This window comes from Caulobacter sp. SSI4214, from assembly GCF_012184455.1.
Classification (GTDB): Bacteria; Pseudomonadota; Alphaproteobacteria; order Caulobacterales; family Caulobacteraceae; genus Caulobacter; species Caulobacter vibrioides_E.
This window is the reverse complement of record NZ_SZWJ01000042.1, coordinates 1-18,285: the sequence shown is the minus strand read 5'-3', so window position 1 is coordinate 18,285 and position 18,285 is coordinate 1. Positions and strand designations below refer to the sequence as shown.

The following is an 18,285-nucleotide window of genomic DNA, read 5'->3' as shown; positions in this document are numbered from 1 at the left end:
CGCGGTTGAACTGGCGTTACGCCCCGCAAAGCCAGTATCGTCAGTGGTCCGCCACCCTCGGCGCCCCCCCCCCCGAGGACAAGGCGGCGAGCATGTTCGAGAGCAGCGCCGATGACCGTTGAGCGCGGGCCTCAACCGTCACTGCGCGAGGCTCAGCAGTGCTTGACTTCGAAGATCGTGGTGAGACGTTCCTTGCGCAGATCGGCGGGCGTGGGTCCGGCGAGCGCGCGCTCGGCCATGGCGCGACCTCGCTTAGCGACGTCCGACGTCGCCGCCTAGTTGGAAGCCTGCTCCATCGATCCGGCCGCGGCCGTGATCAGGCGTTCGGCGTCGCCCAGACGCGGCACGAACGGCGCGTCCGCCCCATTACAAACCCCGTTACAAACGAGGATTTGTAACGCGCCGCCCCTAAACCTTCTTCTTCGTCATCCCCCCAGCCACCGGCGCGGTCGGCTTGTCCCGCTTCACGCCCGCCTTCTGGCCGGGCTTCATGAACTTGACCAGGACGCGCTGGCCGACCAGCAGCGGGGCGCCGTCGGCGCTGACCACGACCTCGACGACGCGCTCGTCGCTGCGCTGGCTGGGGTCGTCGGAGGCCAGCTTGCGGGCGCCGAAGACGGCGGCGCGGCGCAGGACCTTGCCGACATAGGCCTTGTCGGGGCTGCTTTCGGGCTGGATCTCGATCTCCTGGCCCACGCTGATATTGGGCAGGTCGGCCTCGACGATCTCGGCGCGGACGATGCGGTTGGTGTTGGGCTCGAGGTCGAACATCGCCGTGACATTCAGGGTCGAGGCGCCGGCGCCGGGATTGGCGTAGCGGCGGGCGATGCGGCCGTCGGCCGGGGCGCGGATGACGGTCAGTTCCTGGTTGTAGCGGGCCTGGGCCAGCTGGGCGTTGGCGACGCTGATCGCGGCCTGCTGGGCGCCGATATTGGCGTTGGCCTGGGCGATCTGGTCGGCGGCGTTGTCCAGCCGCTGGGCGGCGACGAAGTTCGAGGCGGCCAGGGCCTGCAGGCGCTTCTGCTCGCGCTGGGCGGTGCGCAGCTGCACCTGATAGAGCGCCAGCTGGGCGCGGGCGTTCTCCAGCGCGGCCGAGGCGGTCTGGGCGGCCAGGCGGACGTCGTCGTCCTCCTGCTTGGCCAGCGGCTGGCCGGCCTTCACCATGTCGCCTTCCTGGACATAGACCTCGCGGACGATGCCCTGGCGGCGGGCGGCCACCTGGATCACGCCGCCCTCGACGTCGGCCTTGCCCTGGGCGATGGCGGCGTAGGGGGAGGGCTCCTCCTGGGCGGCGGCGGTTTCGAGCTGCTTCTTCTTCGTGGCCGCCTGGCCCTTCATGTAGAAGAAGCCGCCGCCGATCAGGGCGACGACGACGATGACGATCCAGAAGGCGGGTCGGCGCAGAAAGCCGGGCATAGGTCGGGTTCCCCAGGAAATCAGTGGCTGAACGGCGCGGGATCGGCGTCGGGCGTGCGGCGCACGTCGTCCAGGATCCGTCCGTCCTCGATGTGGATGACGCGGTCGGCATAGGCCTCGAGCCGCGGGTCGTGGGTCACGCAGATCACCGCCGCCCCGCGCACCGAGGCGGCCTCGCGCAGCAGGCGGATGACGATCTGGCCGTTCTCGCCGTCGAGGGCCGAGGTCGGCTCGTCGGCGAAGATCAGGTTCGGGTTCTTGGCCAGGGCGCGGGCGATGGCCACGCGCTGCTTCTCGCCGCCCGACAGTTCCGAGGGGCGCTGGTTGACGCGGGCGCCCAGGCCCACCGACTCCAGCGCCGCCTGGGCGCGGCGGGCGGCCTCGCCCTTGCCCACGCCCTGGTACTTCAGCGCGGTCATCACCTGCTGCTTGGCGCTCAACGCCGGGAACAGGTTGAAGCCCTGGAAGATGAAGCCGCAGTGGTCGAGGCGGAACTTGTCGATCTTGCCGTTCGACAGGCTCCACAGGTCGCTGGCCTCCAGCGCCGAGACCTTGCCCTCGTCGGGCTTGAGCAGGCCCGAGAGCGCGGCCACCAGGGTCGACTTGCCCGAGCCCGAGGGGCCCATGACCATGGTCACGTCGCCGTGCTTGGCGTCGAAGTCGACGCCCTTGAGCACCTCGATATAGCTGCGGCCGGTCTTGAAGCGCTTGACCAGATGGGTGGCCTTGAGGGCGGTCTCGCCGCGCTTGTGGGCGTTGTCTCCAGAGCTCATCGCAGCAGGTCCGCCGGTTGGCTGTTCTTGAGGACGCCGAGCGACAGGAAGCCCGACAGCATGGCGATGACGATCAGGAAGATCGCGACGACGACGATCAGCAGGGGCGGGAAGGCCATCGGCACCCCGCCGGCGGCGGCGACCAGCGACACCACCCAGGTCAAGAGGCCCGCGGCCAGCACGCCGACGATGCCGACCCAGAACGACAGCTCCAGCACGATGTTGCGCAGGTCGCCCATCGAGACGCCCAGGGCGCGCAAGGAAGCGAACTCCTTGATGTTGGCCATGATCGCCCCGCGCAGGGTCTGCCAGGTGATGATCACGCCGATCAGGAGGCCCAGGAAGGCCGAGAAGCCCAGGATGATGCCGATGATCTGGTCGTCCAGCATCGAGCTGGCGTTGGCGTCGGCCAGTTCCTGGCGGGTCCAGGCGCGGAACTTGCCTTCGCCCTTCTTGTTCAGCTGGGCCGCCACGATCTCGGCGCGCGACGGGTCGCTGATCTTGACCATCAGCGGGCCGACGCGCTGGCCGGTGTCGGCCTCGCCCAGCATCCGCAGGGTGTCGCGCGAGACGACCAGCATGGGCTGGATGATGTTGGGATAGCCGTGGGTGACGACGGCGACATAGATGGTCTTGCCGTTGTAGAGGGCCTTGTCGCCCTTCTTGACGCCCAGGCGCTTCAAGGCCGTGTCGTCCACCGCCACGGCGAAGGGCCGGCGCAGGGCCTCGATCATCGACGGGCTATAATCCGTCGGCACGGTGACGTAGCCGGGGATGGCGTCGATGACCGTCAGGTTGACGAACTCGCTCTTGCGGGTCCCGCCGCCGGGGCCGCCGCCCTTGCCGCCCTTCTTGGCGGCCGCCTGGGCCTTGACCTGCTGTTCGGGCGTCAGGATGTTCTGGAAGCGGCCGCCGGAGAAGTCGAGCGGCGCGACCTGGGTCACTTCCGGGTGGCTGTAGACCAGTGGGATGAAGCGGCGCGGCAAGCCTTGCGGACCGCTGAACAACGCCTTGGCGCCCGGCGCCAGCACCATGATGTCCGCGCTGGCGCGGTCGATCTGGGCCGTGAAGCCCTTGCCGATGCCGACGAAGATGCCGACCTGGGCCAGCACCAGCAGGCCCGAGAAGGCCAGGGCGACCACGGCCGCCATGTAACGACGCCACTCGTACAGCAGAGTGGCCAAGGCCAACGACATGCGGACTCCCGCTCCCCCAATCGACGGTTGAGGAATGAACGCCGATCGTCCAGCGGCCAAGTTAAATCGGGGTAACAGACGTTTCCGCGATGAAATATTCGCGCCCGGGCGCGAACGAGGGCTGGTTCGGTCTCGATCCGGACGCTAAGCGGCTTGGTCGTGCAGCGATCCTTCTCGTCTCTTGCCGCGTTCGGCGCGGCCCTGCTGTTGGCCGCGCGCGGCGAGGCGCGGGCCGACGAGGGCATGTGGACCTTCGACGCCCCGCCGATCGACCGGATCGCGGCGGCGACCGGCGCGCGGCTCGACGCGGCCTGGCTGGACGCGGCCCGCGCCTCGGCCGTGCGGCTGACCAACGGATGCTCGGGGGGGATCGTCAGCGGCCAGGGCCTGGTCATGACCAACGCCCACTGCGTGGCCGACTGCGTCCAGACCCTCTCCGGCGGCGGCGAGGACGCCTATCTGACCGACGCGCGCGAACGGGAGGAACGGTGCGCGGGTCTGCAAGCCGAGGCGCTTCTGACCATCACCGACGTCACCGATCAGGTGCGGGCCAGCGTCCAAGGCAAGGACGGCGAGGCCTATGTCCGGGCGCGCGAAGGGGCGCTGGCCCTGGCCGAGCTGGCGGCTTGCGGCCAGGACCGGACGCTGCGCTGCCAGGCCGTGAGCTTCTTCCGGGGCGGGCAATACAAGGTCTACAAGTACCGCCGCTACAACGACGTGCGGCTGGTGTTCGCGCCCGAGGCGGCGGTGGCGGCCTTCGGCGGAGACCCGGACAATTTCAACTTCCCGCGCTTCGCCTTCGACGTGGCGTTCCTGCGGCTCTATGTCGACGAGGCGCCGGCCGCGACGCCGGTCTTCCTGCCCTGGCGCTCGACCCCGCCGGCCGAGGGCGAGGCCAGCTTCGTCGTCGGCAATCCCGGTTCGACCGAGCGCCAGCTGACGGTCGCTCAGCTGGAAACCCAGCGCGATCTCGTCCAGCCTCTCGCCCAGGCGCAGCGGCTGGAGCTGCGCGGCCGGCTCTTGCAGTTTCGGGCCGACGATCCAGACCGCGCCCGCGGCGCCGCCCAGGCCCTGGCCTGGGTCGAGAATGGCGTGAAGATCGGCCGGGGGCGGATGGCGCTGCTGAACGACCGCGCCTTCATGGCCGGCAAGCGGGCCGAGGAGGACGCCCTCAAGGCCGGGGTCGCCGCCGATCCGGCCCTGGCGGCCACGGCGGGCGAGGCCTGGGACCGCATCGCCGACGCGCAGGACGCGGCGCGCGATCTCTATCCGGCCTATCGGCAGTTGGAAAACGGCCCCGGCGGCTCGGACCTGTTCTACGACGCGCGGCTTCTGGTCCGGGCGGCGCTGGAGCGCGACAAGCCCGATGCCGAGCGCCTGCCCGAATACGGCGACGCTCGCCTGCCGCGGATCGAGCGCCGGCTGCTGGACGCCCCGCCGCGCGATCTCGCCCTCGAACGCCTCTATCTGGAGCACTGGCTGCTGAAGACCCGCGAGGCGCTGGGCGTCGACGACCCCCGCGTCAAGGCGCTGCTGGGCGGCGACAGTCCCGAAAACCTGGCGCGCGCGCTCGCGGAGACCCGACTGGTCGATCCGGCCTTCCGCGCCGAACTGTGGGCCGGCGGTCGCGCGGCGGTCGAGGCTTCCGATGACCCGCTGATCGCCTTCGTGCTGAGGATCGACGGCATGGCGCGCGCGGCCCGCGCCGCCTACGAGGCCAAGGTCTCCGGACCCGTGGACGCCGCCGCCGAGGCCATCGCCGGCGCGCGCCTGGCTCTGCTGGGCGACCAGATCTATCCGGACGCCACCTTCACCCTGCGGCTGTCCTACGGCCGCGTGGCGGGCTGGCGCGAGCGCGGTCGAGCGGTCGAGCCCTTCACCACCTTCGCCGGCTTTTACGCCCGGGCGAGCGGCGCCCCGCCGTTCGTGGCCCCGCCACGCTGGCTGGCGGCGCGCAAGGCCCTGGCGCCCGACACCCCGTTCGACTTCGTCACCACCAACGACATCGTCGGCGGCAATTCGGGCTCGCCGGTGCTGGACCGGCGGGGGCGGGTGATGGGCGCGATCTTCGACGGCAATAGCCACGCGATCGGCGGCGCCTATGGCTACGACGCGGCGGCCAACCGCGCAGTCGCCCTGACGACGGCGGCCATCGGCGAGGCCCTCTCGAAGGTCTATGGCCGCGCTGGCTTGGTCGACGAACTGATGGGGCGATAGCCCCCGGACTCATCCCTACGACGAGTGGGAAAGGCTATCTGTACCCCGCCATATTTCATCGCTGTAACGCGCTGAAATGTGGAACGTTTCTGGCTCCCCTCCGAAGGGCGTCGGCTGTTCGGCGCCCACGGTCGCCGCGCTAGCGCCGGCGGCTAGCATCGGAAAGGAGCGAGACATGACGGTTTCAAACGTCGGTTCTTCGCAGAATCTGGACTATTGGCGCCAGATTCAGCAGTCCGCGTTCCAAGGCGCGGACACGAACGGCGACGGCGCTCTGTCGCTGAGCGAGTTCGAATCTATCGGGCAAAAAGTGCAGGGCGGCGCCAATGGCGCGCCACCGCCGCCGCAAGGGGACGGCGGCTTCGGCGCGCGTTTCGGCGCCGAGATGCTGACGGCCCTGTTGTCCACTCAATCGGCGAGCGACCTGACCAACTCGGTTATGAAGGGCGGCGACGCCAATAACGACGGCCAGCTTTCGGCCAGCGAGATCTCGTCGGCCCTGTCCAGCAACGCGCCCTCGGGCGTGCTGAGCGGCGGCGGCGCCGACCAGATGGCCAAGGACATCATCTCGGCGCTCGACACCAATGGCGACGGCAGCCTGTCGGCCAGCGAAATCCAGACGGCGATCACCAACGCCCAAAAGGACGTCGAGGGCGCGGCGACCTCCGGCGCCAGTTCGACCACGGCCTCGGCCGCCGATGGGACGGTCAAGGCGCATCACGGCCATCACCACCATCACCACAAGGGCGGCGTCGAGAGCGCGGACAAGGCGGCCGAGGCCAAGGTGTTCAGCAGCCTTGACACCAACGGCGACGGCTCGATCTCGGCCGCGGAACTGGCCGCGGCCAATTCCAGCGACTCCAGCGCGTCCTCGACCGCCGCCAACTTGATCAAGGCGGTCGACAAGAACGGCGACGGCTCGCTGAGCCAGAGCGAGTTCGACCGGATGCTGAAGCAGGGCAAGGACGCCTCGGACCCGACCACCATCGCCGGACTGATGGCGGGCGGGAGCAACAGCGCGGCCGGCATGATGCAGAAGCTGTTGGCCCAGCTCGACGCGGCCATGACCACGACCACGGCCTCGTCGACCACGACCGGCGCGTCCAGCGCGACGGGCGTCAACACGACGGCCTGACGATCGGCGTTCGCGCGCGGAACCCAAGGTTCGGACGAAAGGGCCGAGGGGGTGGGTTCCGCGCGCGGGACGCCCGGCGCGTCGGAAGCGCGTTCGGACGGCGCCGCGCCCTTCGTTAACGCTTCCTAACGCAAGGCGCTTGCGCGCGAGGCCGTAGTTGGTGTCATTCTTCGCCTCTTGGTCGGCGTCGCGGGGGCGTCGCTTCATCGTAAGGTCTTCGTCTTGATGCTCCGTCCCGAGAACGTTCAGGCCCTGGCGGGTCTGGCGCTCACTTTGGGCCTCTGCTGGCTCGTCTCCGAGAATCGCAAGCGATTCCCCTGGGTTCTGGCGATCGCCGCCCTCATCGTCCAAGTTCTGCTGGTTCTGGTGCTGTTCGGCCTGCCGCAAGCTCAGCAGCTGATGCGCGGCGTGAACGGCGCGGTCGAAGGGCTGGGCAGCTCGACCCAGGCCGGCACGGCCTTCGTGTTCGGCTTCCTGGCCGGCGGCCAGCAGCCCTATCCGGTCAGCAATCCGGGCGCGGGCTTCATCTTCGCCTTCCGAGTCATGCCGGTGATCCTGGTGGTCTGCGCCTTGTCGGCGCTGCTGTGGCACTGGAAGATCCTCAAGTGGCTGGCCCAGGGCTTCGGCTTCGTGTTTCAGAAGACGCTGGGGCTGCGCGGCCCGCCGGCTCTGGCCACCGCCGCCACCATCTTCATGGGCCAGATCGAAGGCCCGATCTTTATCCGCGCCTATCTCGACAAGCTGTCGCGCTCGGAACTCTTCATGCTGATCGCGGTCGGCATGGCCTGCGTCTCGGGCTCCACCATGGTCGCCTACGCCACCATCCTGCATGACGTGCTGCCCAACGCCGCCGCCCACGTGCTGACCGCCTCGATCATCTCCGCGCCCGCCGGCGTGCTGCTGGCCCGCATCATCGTGCCGTCCGACCCGATGGAGAAGGGCGGGCACCTGGATCTCTCGGCCGAGGACAAGACCTATGGCAGCGCGATCGACGCGGTGATGAAGGGCACGACCGACGGTCTGCAGATCGCCCTGAACGTCGGCGCCACCCTGATCGTCTTCGTGGCCCTGGCCACCATGGTCGACAAGATCCTGGGCGCCATGCCCCCGGTCGGCGGCCAGCCCCTGAGCATCGCGCGCGGCCTGGGCGTGATCTTCTCGCCGCTGGCCTGGTCGATGGGCGTGCCGTGGAAGGAGGCCGGCACGGCCGGCGGCCTGCTGGGCGTCAAGCTGATCCTCACCGAGTTCACCGCCTTCATAAAGCTGGCCGGCGCGACGTCGCTGGACCCGCGCACCCGGATGATCCTGACCTACGCCCTGTGCGGCTTCGCCAATATCGGCTCGGTCGGCATGAACGTGGCCGGCTTCTCGGTCCTGGTGCCCCAGCGCCGCCAGGAAGTGCTGGGCCTGGTCTGGAAGGCCATGATGGCCGGCTTCCTGGCCACCTGCCTGACCGGCTCGCTGGTCGGGCTGATGCCGCGAAGCCTGTTCGGGCTGTAGGCTCTTTCATTCCCCAACGAAAACCAAGCATCCTCCCGGTCAAAAGCCGGGAGGATGTTTCGCATGAAGCTCTACGACAGCCGCCGCGCGCCCAATCCGCGCCGGGTTCGCTGGTTCATGGCCGAGAAGGGGATCGAGGACGTCGAGATCGTCGACATCGACATCTTCGGCGGCCAGCATCGCCAGCCCGACTATCTGGCCAAGGCGGGGCTGCCCAACGTGCCGGCCCTCGAGATCGACGACGCGACCACGATCACCGAGTCGGTCGCCATTTGCCGGTATCTGGAGAGCCTCTATCCCGAACCGAACCTGTTCGGCCGCGACCCGCTGGAGACGGCGGTGATCGAGATGTGGACCCGGCGGGCCGAGATGCTGCTGTCGACGCCGCTGATGATGGCCGTCCGCCACGCCCACCCGGCGCTGGCGGCGATCGAGACCCAGATTCCCGAGGTCGCGGAGACCAACCGCAAGGCGGCCGAACGGGCGCTGAAGGTCTTCGACCGGCGGCTGGGCGAGAGCGAGTTCATCGCCGCCGACCGCCTGACCATCGCCGACATCCTGGCCGTCACCGGCCTGGACTTCGCCCGCATGGTCCGCTTCCGCCCCGACGCGGAGCTCACCCACGTGAACCGTTGGCTGACGGCCATGATGGAGCGCCCCGCCTCGAAGGCGGGGGTTTAGATCCTCCCCCGCGACGCAGGGGAGGTGGCCCAGAGTGCCGGAGGGGGCTAGCTGGACGCCTGCCGCGCTCGCACCTCGGGCGCTCCGCGGCGTCTCCCCCGCGTCGCGGGGGAGCAACCTCGTCAGCGCGGCCGGATCTTCTTTACGACGCCCGAGAAGTTCAGCATCGGTCCGCTTCCGGTCGAGATCAGGCCGCGGATGAACAGCAGAGAGCCGCCAGCCCGGATGACCTCGCCGGTCGAGGTGACCAGGTCGCCGGGCTTGGCTGGGCCGATGAACTCGCCGTTCAGGCTGACCGTCACCGCGCGGCTGTCGGCCAGCTCCTTCCAGGCGATCGCGAACAGCGAGTAGTCGGCGAAGGTCATCATGCAGCCGCCGTGCATGAAGCCGCCGCCGTTCATGTGCTTCTTCTCGGCGCGGAAGGCGGCGGTCACGCGGCCCTGGTCGTCGTCCTTGAAGTAGAAGGGGCCGGACTGATCCTCGAACGGATCCAGGCCATGCCAGGCGCGCCATCCGGCCCACTCGCCGTCCTCGATCAGTCGAGGTCCGCTCCAGCTCTCGTTGCCGCCGTCCATGGTCCGTCCCCTCTTGATTTCCACAGCGTTGTCGTCGCTGCTGTCGCTTTGGTTGAGATTTCGTCGTCTAGATAACTTACTTATGTTCACATGACCGTTGGAGGGGCGATGATCAAGATGAAGCGGCTCGCTGTGATGCTTAGCTTAGTGTCATCGGTCGTTATCGCGTCGCCCGTCTCGGCTAATCCGTTGTCCCTGCTGGAATTTCGCGCTCTGGTTCGCAGCGCGGTGGAAAAGCGTCTGCCGGGGGCTCAAATACAAGAAATTGATGATCGAACCCTCGGGGTAACGCCTCCCGGCGGCGGTCAGGGCGACGAAATCAAGATGATGGTTGAGGGAGCCTACGGTCGCTATCTCAACGATCCCATGTCGCGCGACGCCGTGATCGATCAACTCGTGCGGGTGACGTCGACGCTGAATACTATTCCCGCCGCCAAGCCGGACAACGTGGTGATCCTTCTCCGGCCTTCAGACTATCTCGCGAACTCAGGACTGGGAGAGATAAAGGCGCTGACTCGGCCGTTTAGCGAGGGCTTCATCGAGGTGATCGCGGTAGATGTCGGCGAGACGTTTCGCGTCGGCGAGGCGGATGAAGTAACAAAGATCTTCAAGAACCGCGACGCGATCTGGGCGCGCGCGTCTGAAAACACGCGAGCTCGCAATACGCGCTTCGACGTCGAGCCGCTCGGCAACGGCGGGGTATGGGCGATTTCTTCGGACAGCAGCCTTGCGCCGTTTTTTGTGGAAACGCCTGATGTTTGGGCCGCAAATGGCGTGACCATCAAAGGCGACCCTATCGCTGTATTCCTGCGGCGCAATCTCTTGCTGCTGGCCGACGGCGGAGATATGGACTTGAGGCTGAAGCTCTCGATCTTCCTGGACAATGTCCGTGATGATCCCGAAACGATTTCCACGACCATGTATATCCGCCATAACGGCGTCTGGTCGGCTCTAAAGCAAGGCCCATGACCTCCCCGATCCAAGACACGATCCTGTCCCAGCTGGCGGCGCTGCCGGCGGGCAAGTCGATCGATCCGATGAACGTCGCCAAGGCCATCCAGCCCGAGCGCTGGCAGCAGATCCTGGGCCACGTGCGCACCAACGCCATCGAGCTGGCCCGCGAGGGCAAGGTGGTGATCCTGCGCCACAACAAGCCGACCAATCCGGAGAAGTTTCGCGGCGTCTATCGCATCCGCCTGCGGATGGAGGGCGATCCGACCCAGTTCGACGAGTCGGTCGAGGACGACGCCTAGCACTCGGCTCCTAGGGCCTGCGGGGGACTTGACCCTGGCGCGCGCGCCTGTGTTCCTCCGCTTCGGACCGAGGAGGGGGACCATCATGCGCAAGCTCGCGATCACCTTGGCCGTGGCGGCCGCCGCGACCCTGGGCGCCCTGGCGCCCGCGCCGGCCAGGGCCTGGGACGACCAGGGCCACATGGCGACCGGCGACATCGCCTATGACGCGCTGACGGCCCGCCATCCGGAAGCCGCGGCCGCCATCGTGGCGATCATGCGCGATCACCCCGACCACGCGCTGTTCGACAAGCGCCTGGCGGGCCTGACCGGTCCGGCCCGCGACCGTCGGCTGTTCGCCCTGATGGCCGTCTGGCCCGACGACACCCGCAAGAGCCCGAACGACCGGCCCGACTGGCACTACGCGCTCAAGGTCGTCTCGCCGTGGCGGTTCGCGTTCCCGTTCACGGTCGGCAAGGCCGAGGTGGCGTTCCGCGAGCAGCTGGCCATCGCCCGCGACCCCAAGGCGCCGCGCGCCCAGCGGGCCATCGCGCTGTGCTGGATCATGCACCTGGTCGGCGACCAGCATCAGCCGCTGCACGCCGGCCACTGGATGTCGTGGACCTATCCCAAGACCGACCGCGCCGGCAGCATCGCCTTCGTGCGCCGCCAGGCCGGCGCGCCGCCGGTCGACATGCATGAGCTTTGGGACAGCGCGCCCGACCGTCCGGCCCCGAACCGCGAAGTCGGCGCCGACCTCGTCGCCGCCGCCGTCGAGGCGGTCCATCCGCGTCCGGCGCGCGACGATCTGGGCCCCGACCCCTCGGCCGCGTTCGCCGCCTGGGAGCGCGAGAGCTGGACCCTGGCCAAGACCGTGGCCTATCGCGACGGGCAGCTGGCGACCTCTCCGGACCGGGCCGCCGCGCCGGTGCTGCCGGCCGGCTACGCGCCCCGGATGCGCGCGATCGCCGACGCCCGGGTGGCCCAGGCCGGCTATCGCCTGGCCGAGGTCCTGGCGCTGGTGAAGACCTGAGCCAAGCTTGCGTTCGCGGCCTCACGCTCTAAGTGGCGATCATGCCCCTTGATGAGATCCTGGCCGACATCGCCGCCTGCCGGGCCTGCGCGCCGTACCTGCCGCACACGCCCCGGCCGGTGGTGCGCGTGCGAAGCGAGACCCGCCTCCTGATCGCCGGCCAGGCGCCGGGACGCGTGGTGCATGAGACCGGCCTGCCGTTCAACGACCGCTCGGGCGACCGCCTGCGCCAGTGGATGGGGATCGATCGCGAGACCTTCTACGGCCGGCCCGAGATCGGCGTGGCGGCCATGGCCTTCTGCTTTCCGGGGACCAATCCGAAAGGCGGGGACTATCCGCCGCCGCCGCGCTGCGCGGCGCTGTGGCGGCCCCGTCTGCTCGCCGCGCTGCCGAACGTGGAGCTGACCCTGCTGGTCGGCGGCTACGCCCAGGCCTGGGCGCTGCCGGGTCGGACGGGCAAGACCATGACCGACACCATCGCCGCCTGGCGCGACTTCGGCCCCAAGGTTCTGCCGCTGCCGCATCCGTCGTGGCGCAACACCGCCTGGCTGAAGCGCAATCCATGGTTCGAGGCCGAGGTCGCGCCCTATCTTCGCCAACGGGTCGCGGACATTCTGGCGTCATGAACCGCCGCGCCCTGATCCTGACCGCCTCGGCCGCCGCCCTGGCCGCCTGCGCGCCGCTGCGCCAGAAGCCGGATCTGGCGGGACCGGGCTTCACCGGCCCGCGCCTGACCGAAGACGGCTTCTTCAGCTTCGACGGCGCGCGGCTGGGGCTGATGCGGTGGCTGCCGGCCCAGGCGCCCGATTGGGTGATCGTGGGCCTGCACGGCATGAACGACTACGCCAACGCCTTCCACCTGGCGGCGGAAGCGTGGGCGGGGCAGGGGATCGCGACCTACGCCCTGGACATTCGAGGCTTCGGACGCTCGCCCGAGCGCGGAATCTGGGCGCCGACCGAGCTGGTGCTCGACGACGTCCGCGCCCTGGTCGGCGCCGTCCGCCAGCGCCATCCGAGCGCCCGGATCGCCCTGGCCGGGATAAGCATGGGCGGCGCCCTGGCCATCGCCGCCATGGCCTCGGACAACCCGCCGGCCGTCGACAAGCTGCTGCTGTTCGCCCCGGCCGTCTGGGGCTGGTCGAACCAGCCGCTGCCCAATCGCTTGAGCCTATGGGTCACGGCCCACACCGTCGGCCAATGGGTGGTCAAGCCGCCGGACTGGCTGATCCGCAACATCACCGCGTCCGACAATATCGACGAGCTGCGCCGGATGGGCCGCGACCCGCTGATGATCTGGGGCGCGCGGTCCGACACGATCTACGGCCTAGTCGGGCTGATGGAGCGGGCCTGGCGCGCGACGGGCGCGATCAAGGTCCCGACCGCCTGGTTCTATGGCGCGCGCGACCAGGTGATACCGCGCGCGCCGACGGTCGAGGCGATCGCCCGCCTGAAGCCTGGCGCGCGCACCGCCTATTACGCCGACGGTTACCATCTGCTGCTGATCGACAAGCAGGCGCGCAATGTCTGGAACGACGCGGCGGCCTTCCTGCGCGACGCGCCCGGACCCTGGCCGCCCTCGGGCGCGCCGGCCATCCCGGCCAGCGTTAAGGCCATGGCGGCGCTGGATCCGCCCAAGCCGGCCAAAACCTCGGTGTCGCGGCGGCGGGCTTCGGGCTTGTGAGGCGGTGAAAGGGGGCGTACACCCCGCCGCATTCATTCGGCCTAAGGCGAGACCGGCAGCATGACCTTGTTCGATTCCCCCGATTTCGAGGGACACGAAGGCGTTCATTCGTTCTATGACGAAAAAACCGGTCTGAAGTCGATTATCGCGATCCACTCGACCGCGCGCGGCCCGGCCGCCGGCGGCTGTCGCATGTGGGACTATTCCAGCGCCGGCGCGGCCCTGACCGACGCTCTGCGCCTGTCGCGTGGCATGTCGTACAAGAACGCCATGGCCGAGCTGGACCTGGGCGGCGGCAAGGCGGTGATCATCGGCGATAGCCGCAGCCAGAAGACGCCGGCGCTGTTCGAGGCTTTCGGCCGCGCCGTCGACAGCCTGGGCGGTCGGTACTGGACGGCCGAGGACGTCGGGGTCTCGCCGGCCGACCTGGAAAGCACCCGCAAGACCACCCGCTTCGTCGCCGGGCTGGAGGGGCACGCGGCCGCCTCGGGCGACCCGTCGCCGGTCACCGCCGAGGGCGTGTTCCGGGGCGTGCGCCTGTGCGTCGAGCGCGCCCTGGGCCGCGACCTCAAGGGCGTCCATGTCGCCATCCAGGGCGTCGGCCACGTCGGCGGCTACCTCGCCGAGAAGCTGCACGCCGCCGGCGCGGTCCTGACCATCGCCGACGTCAACCAGCCGGCCCTGAACGCGGTCGCGGCCAAGACCGGGGCGACGATCGTGCCGACCGACGCCATCTTCGACGTCGAGGCCGACGTCTTCGCGCCCTGCGCCCTGGGCGGCGCGATCTCGGCTGCGACCCTGCCGCGCCTGAAGGCCAGGATCATCGCCGGCGCCGCCAACAACCAGCTGGCCGACGCCACGATCGGCCAGGCGGTGTTCGAGCGCGGCGTGCTCTACGCCCCCGACTACGTGATCAACGGCGGCGGCATCATCAACGTGGCCGCCGAGATCCGCGGGCTGGAAGCGGGCGGCGCCTTCGACGGCGATTGGGTCGCGACGAAGCTGGACCGCCTGGCCCAGACCCTGGCGGAGGTCATCGACCAGTCGATCGCCGAGAAGCGTCCGGCCAATCTGGTCGCCGACGAGATCGCCCGCGCCCGCATCGCGGCGGCGCGCGCCTAGAGCCCTTAGTCTGAAATCGGAATCGATTTCAGGGGTCAAAAAGGCTCTAAATCAAATGTTTAGAGCGTGAGATAAGCTGAAACCGGTTTCCACTTTCAGCCTCACGCTCGAGACATCCCCTGGCGGCGGCGGGGAGGGCTCAGGCCCTCTTGGGCCGCCCGCTGATCGCCGCGCCGGCGTCCTTGTCGAGGGCCAGATAGACGGGCAGGGCCAGCAGGGTCACCAGGCCGATCGCCGTGAAGGGCATGACGAACCGGTCCGGCGTCAGCGCGCCGCCCGCGCCGCGCGCCAGGTGCAGCATCATGCCGCCGAAGCTGACCCCCAGGGCCAAGCCCACCTGCTGCGAAACCGCCGCCAGGGTCGAGGCCGCCGCCGTCGAGGTTTCCGGCACGTCGGCATAGGCGATGGTGTTGGCGGCGATGAACTGGTTGGAGCGGCAGAAGCCGGTCAGCACCAGGATCGCCATCATCAGCCAGACCGGCGTGCTGTTCCGGAAGAAGGCGGGGGCGGTGGTCAGGATCGCGGTCAGGACCACGAACAGCGACAGCGAGGCGCGGAAGCCCACGCGCCGCAGCAGCGCCGTGCCGAACGGCCGGGCGATCAGGATCCCGACGCCGGTGGCGATGGTGACGAAACTGGCCCGCAGGGGACTCCAGCCCAGGGCGACCTGCAGCAGCAGCGGCATCAGGAAGGGCGTGGCGCCGATGCCTAGCCGCACCAGCGTTCCGCCCAGCAGGCTGGCGCGATAGGTCGGGTAGCGCAGCAGGGTGAGGTCCAGGATCGGGCGGCCGGTGCGCGCGCAGATCCGCAGATAGGCCCAGCCGCAGGCCAGGGAGACCGCGAGCAGTAGGGCTTGCGCGGCGGGCGGCAGCAGATTGACGCCCGCCGTCTCGGCGACCACGACCAGGCCGCTGACCGCTAGGGCCGACAGGATGAAGCCAGCCGTGTCGAAGGGGCCGATGTCGGGTCGGGGCTGGCTTTTGGGCACGAAGCGCAGGACGGCGATCATGCCCAGAACGCCGACGGGCAGGTTGATGTAGAAGATCCAGGGCCAGTCGGCGACGCTGAGCACCAGGCCGGCGATCGGCGGGCCGATCAGCGGGCCGACCAGGGCGGGCATGGTGAACCAGCCCATGGCGGTCAGCAGCCGCTCCTTGGGCGAGGCGCCGACCACGATCAGCCGCGCCACCGGGGTCATCATCGCCCCGCCGATCCCCTGGATGATCCGGGAGGCGACCAGCGCCTCCAGCCCGCGCGACAGGCCGCACAGGGCGGAGCCCAGCAGGAAGACGACCATGGCGCTCAGGAACACCCGTCGCGCGCCATAGCGCTCGGCCGCCCAGCCGCTGGCCGGCGTGAAGACCGCCAGGGCCATGATGTAGGAGGTCAGGGCCAGCTTCAGATGGATCGGATCGACGGAAAAAGCGTGGGCCAGGGTCGGCAGGGCCGTCGACAGGGCGGTGGAGTCGATGAACTCCATCAAGAGCGCGCTGGCGACCGCCACCGAAACCAGGCGGGTCGAGAGCGGCGAGGCGGCGGAAGACTCTGGCGAAGGCTCGGGCACGCCCGGGCTTTACGCCCGTGGGCGGCCGGGGTCCAGGCGCGTGATGCGAAGCGCACATCCGCCGGCGCCCCAGGAGCGTATCGTCCAAAAAGGATGGAAACCATGCGCGCTAGCCTCTTGATCGCATTTTCGGCCCTGGCGTTGGCGTCGGGCGCCCAGGCCCGGCAAGCCGCGCCGATCGACCCGGCCTCGCACTATTCGGGTGTCTGGTTGGAGGTGGGGCGCACGCCGATGCGGCTGACCAAGGACTGCGTGGCCGGAACGACCCGCTATGTGCTGAAGGACCCGACCCATGTCGACGTGGTCGACGATTGCCGTCAGGGCGGCGTCGACGGCAAGCGGCGGGCGATCTCCGGGCGCGGGCGGATCGAGGACCCCGGCGTCAATCGCCGGCTTCGGGTCGCCTACGCGCCGTTCATCGTCTGGCGCTACGTGGTCATGGATCGCGATCCGGACGGACAGTGGTTCATCGCCGCCGATCCCGAGCTCAAGAAGGTGTTTCTCTACACGCGATCGCCGCCGTCCAAGCCGCGCCTGGACGATCTCGAGGCGCGCGTCCGGCGTCTGGGCTATGTCGGCGCGCTGGAGTTCCCGGCCGTCGCGGAGACCGGCCCTAAAGACTGAGCACGCCGTCCCGCGCCGCGATGGCCAGCACCACGGGCCAGAGAACCACGATCGCGGCGAAGACGATGGCGGGCCCCCAGGGCGCGGCGCGCGGACCCTTGGCGCGCCAAAGCGGCGCGACATAGAGCGCGAGCCAGAGGCTCTTGTAGATGATCTGCAGCAGCAGGATCGACCAGAAGAGGCGGGGCGCGACGAGACCCGCCAGCGACAGCGCCAGGATCGCGCTCCACAGGGACACCAGCAGCAGCCGCAATCCCCGCGACTCGGCGATCTCGCCGCCCAGGGCCGGCACGCCCGGGCCATTTCGGGCCAGCAGAAGGCCCGCCAGCACCGGCGCCAGGATGACGACATTGGCGCCGTAGGCGACACGAAGCAGAAGCTCTCCGGTCATATGGGGCTCTCCGTTCAGGCCAGCTTGGGCGCCAAGCATAAAACCGCGGCGCCCAGCAGGGCGGTCTGGGTTCCGGCCATGCCCACGATGCGGCCGAGGTTATCGGTGGCGGGGCGCGACACGCCCACCGCGTGACACAGCCGGCCCGCCAGAAGCAGTCCGCCCAGCACGTGGATGACGACTGGCGGCGCGCCGCGAAACTCCGCCAAGGCGATGAGCAGCAGGGTTAGGGGAACATATTCGGCGAAATTGGCGTGGACGCGGACGCGGCGTTCGAGATCGCTGTCTTGAACGGCGCCGAAACCGACGCCAAGGCGGCGTCGCGCGAAAATCACGCGCACGGACAGCACAAGGAACAGCAGGCCTAAGGCCCCGGCGTAGTAGGTGATCACCATTCCAGCCCCCGCTTCGGTCAAAACCCGTTGACACCTTCCGATACGCCTCGACGGCGTCCCCGGATGTGTCGAGGTCATCGCGCCCGGGGAGCGGGTTTTCCGGGCTGCTTTCGCCTAGATCATTTTCCGACAGGCGCGAAACGGTTATGGTGTCGAAAAATTCTCTAAGATTTTGATTTAAAAACTTTTTTCCGATCTGATTGGATTGATCGGATCAGGAGCCGCCCTACCGCCCGCGCACCGACACCGAGACGCCGACGACCGTGTCCTTGTCGGAATAGTCGAGGCCGCGGAACTTGCGCTGGGTGGCGCTGAGCGAGATCTGGCTGCTGTTCTTGCGATAGCCAACGCCGATCTGGCGGCTGCCGAAGCTGGCCAGCTTTTCCTCGCTGACGCCGGCGTTGCGCCAGCCCCCGAAGGTGTCGCGGATCAGGCTGAGCCCGTAGGCCTTGCCCGAGCTGGCCGCGAACAGCATCCAGCGACCCCGGCGCAGGTCCTCGGCCGAGGTCACCGCCTTGGACATGAAGTTGGAGGCGCTCAGGGTCAGGCGTTTGACGGCGTCCGATCGCAGGCCCATCGGCGTGAAGGGCAGGGGCTGGTCGCTGACCTCCAGCTTCAGCGGCTTGCCGTGGATGGGACGCGGGGCGCCGCGCGCGAAGCTCAGCACGGGGCGCGGCGCGGGGCTCGCGGCGGCCTCGGCCAGGACACGGCTTGCGACGGGGGCGGCGACCCGGCGGGCGGGCTCGGGTT

18 protein-coding genes and 1 pseudogene are annotated in these 18,285 nt (G+C 69.1%); 11 read left to right on the top strand and 8 right to left on the bottom strand.

The genetic code is table 11. The annotated features are described in order from the left end of the window. Window positions 1-408: 408 nt before the first annotated feature. Genes FCU40_RS13515 through FCU40_RS13505 form a run of 3 tightly spaced genes read right to left on the bottom strand, consistent with a single transcriptional unit; the run spans window position 409 to window position 3,385 of the window. Window positions 409-1,416 (bottom strand): HlyD family efflux transporter periplasmic adaptor subunit, encoded by a 1,008-nt coding sequence (locus FCU40_RS13515; RefSeq protein ID WP_168075561.1) that lies wholly within the window; start codon window positions 1,414-1,416, stop codon window positions 409-411. A gap of 20 nt (window positions 1,417-1,436) precedes the next feature. Further along, window positions 1,437-2,189, bottom strand: coding sequence for an ABC transporter ATP-binding protein (locus FCU40_RS13510; RefSeq protein WP_168075560.1), 753 nt, complete (start codon window positions 2,187-2,189; stop codon window positions 1,437-1,439). Further along, window positions 2,186-3,385: an ABC transporter permease gene (locus tag FCU40_RS13505; RefSeq protein ID WP_168075559.1), complete on the bottom strand. Its 1,200-nt coding sequence runs from the start codon at window positions 3,383-3,385 to the stop codon at window positions 2,186-2,188. Before FCU40_RS13505 ends, FCU40_RS13510 begins: the two co-directional genes overlap by 4 nt. A 159-nt stretch (window positions 3,386-3,544) precedes the next feature. Between FCU40_RS13505 and FCU40_RS13500 the strand changes: the two genes are divergently transcribed. From FCU40_RS13500 to FCU40_RS13485, 4 genes are all read left to right on the top strand, one after another. Next, window positions 3,545-5,602 (top strand): S46 family peptidase, encoded by a 2,058-nt coding sequence (locus FCU40_RS13500; RefSeq protein WP_241693614.1) that lies wholly within the window; start codon window positions 3,545-3,547, stop codon window positions 5,600-5,602. Between the two features lie 175 nt (window positions 5,603-5,777). Further along, complete coding sequence (locus FCU40_RS13495; protein WP_168075557.1) at window positions 5,778-6,737, top strand: EF-hand domain-containing protein; 960 nt, start codon at window positions 5,778-5,780, stop codon at window positions 6,735-6,737. A 225-nt stretch (window positions 6,738-6,962) separates the two neighbouring features. Then, window positions 6,963-8,237 carry a nucleoside transporter C-terminal domain-containing protein gene (locus FCU40_RS13490; RefSeq protein ID WP_168075556.1) on the top strand — a complete coding sequence of 425 codons (1,275 nt, stop codon included), beginning with the start codon at window positions 6,963-6,965 and terminating at the stop codon, window positions 8,235-8,237. Window positions 8,238-8,300: 63 nt separating this feature from the next. After that, on the top strand, window positions 8,301-8,918 hold the full coding sequence (locus FCU40_RS13485) for a glutathione S-transferase (RefSeq protein ID WP_168075555.1): 618 nt from the start codon (window positions 8,301-8,303) through the stop codon (window positions 8,916-8,918). 122 nt (window positions 8,919-9,040) lie between these two features. On the opposite strand, the gene FCU40_RS13480 is transcribed toward FCU40_RS13485, so the two are convergent. Beyond that, window positions 9,041-9,493, bottom strand: a complete 453-nt coding sequence (locus FCU40_RS13480; protein WP_168075554.1) for a PaaI family thioesterase — start codon at window positions 9,491-9,493, stop codon at window positions 9,041-9,043. 108 nt (window positions 9,494-9,601) lie between these two features. Here FCU40_RS13480 and FCU40_RS13475 point away from each other — a divergent pair, with 108 nt between their 5' ends. From FCU40_RS13475 to FCU40_RS13450, 6 genes are all read left to right on the top strand, one after another. Continuing rightward, window positions 9,602-10,462 (top strand): hypothetical protein, encoded by an 861-nt coding sequence (locus tag FCU40_RS13475; protein WP_168075553.1) that lies wholly within the window; start codon window positions 9,602-9,604, stop codon window positions 10,460-10,462. Next, on the top strand, window positions 10,459-10,746 hold the full coding sequence (locus tag FCU40_RS13470) for a DUF3253 domain-containing protein (protein WP_168075552.1): 288 nt from the start codon (window positions 10,459-10,461) through the stop codon (window positions 10,744-10,746). The genes FCU40_RS13475 and FCU40_RS13470 overlap by 4 nt, the downstream gene beginning before the upstream one ends. Window positions 10,747-10,831: 85 nt before the next feature. Further along, window positions 10,832-11,758, top strand: coding sequence for a S1/P1 nuclease (locus tag FCU40_RS13465; protein ID WP_168075551.1), 927 nt, complete (start codon window positions 10,832-10,834; stop codon window positions 11,756-11,758). A 41-nt stretch (window positions 11,759-11,799) separates the two neighbouring features. Then, on the top strand, window positions 11,800-12,384 hold the full coding sequence (locus tag FCU40_RS13460; RefSeq protein ID WP_004618328.1) for a uracil-DNA glycosylase family protein: 585 nt from the start codon (window positions 11,800-11,802) through the stop codon (window positions 12,382-12,384). Beyond that, entirely contained in the window at window positions 12,381-13,439 is a 1,059-nt protein-coding gene (locus tag FCU40_RS13455) for an alpha/beta hydrolase (protein WP_168075550.1), read from the top strand. Before FCU40_RS13460 ends, FCU40_RS13455 begins: the two co-directional genes overlap by 4 nt. Window positions 13,440-13,499: 60 nt before the next feature. Continuing rightward, on the top strand, window positions 13,500-14,561 hold the full coding sequence (locus tag FCU40_RS13450; protein WP_168075549.1) for a Glu/Leu/Phe/Val dehydrogenase: 1,062 nt from the start codon (window positions 13,500-13,502) through the stop codon (window positions 14,559-14,561). A gap of 139 nt (window positions 14,562-14,700) precedes the next feature. Here the strand turns inward: FCU40_RS13450 and FCU40_RS13445 are convergent, their stop codons facing one another. Continuing rightward, window positions 14,701-16,125, bottom strand: coding sequence for an MFS transporter (locus tag FCU40_RS13445; protein ID WP_035017125.1), 1,425 nt, complete (start codon window positions 16,123-16,125; stop codon window positions 14,701-14,703). A 102-nt stretch (window positions 16,126-16,227) separates the two neighbouring features. Between FCU40_RS13445 and FCU40_RS13440 the strand changes: the two genes are divergently transcribed. Next, entirely contained in the window at window positions 16,228-16,749 is a 522-nt protein-coding gene (locus tag FCU40_RS13440) for a lipocalin family protein (RefSeq protein ID WP_168075548.1), read from the top strand. Here the strand turns inward: FCU40_RS13440 and FCU40_RS13435 are convergent. The 3 genes and pseudogenes from FCU40_RS13435 to FCU40_RS13425 form a co-directional block, all read right to left on the bottom strand. Further along, window positions 16,739-17,140: a hypothetical protein gene (locus tag FCU40_RS13435; protein WP_168075546.1), complete on the bottom strand. Its 402-nt coding sequence runs from the start codon at window positions 17,138-17,140 to the stop codon at window positions 16,739-16,741. The genes FCU40_RS13440 and FCU40_RS13435 overlap by 11 nt on opposite strands. A gap of 14 nt (window positions 17,141-17,154) precedes the next feature. Continuing rightward, complete coding sequence (locus FCU40_RS13430; protein ID WP_168075544.1) at window positions 17,155-17,535, bottom strand: MAPEG family protein; 381 nt, start codon at window positions 17,533-17,535, stop codon at window positions 17,155-17,157. Between the two features lie 226 nt (window positions 17,536-17,761). Continuing rightward, window positions 17,762-18,285: pseudogene (locus tag FCU40_RS13425) on the bottom strand (hypothetical protein); the annotation flags it as partial.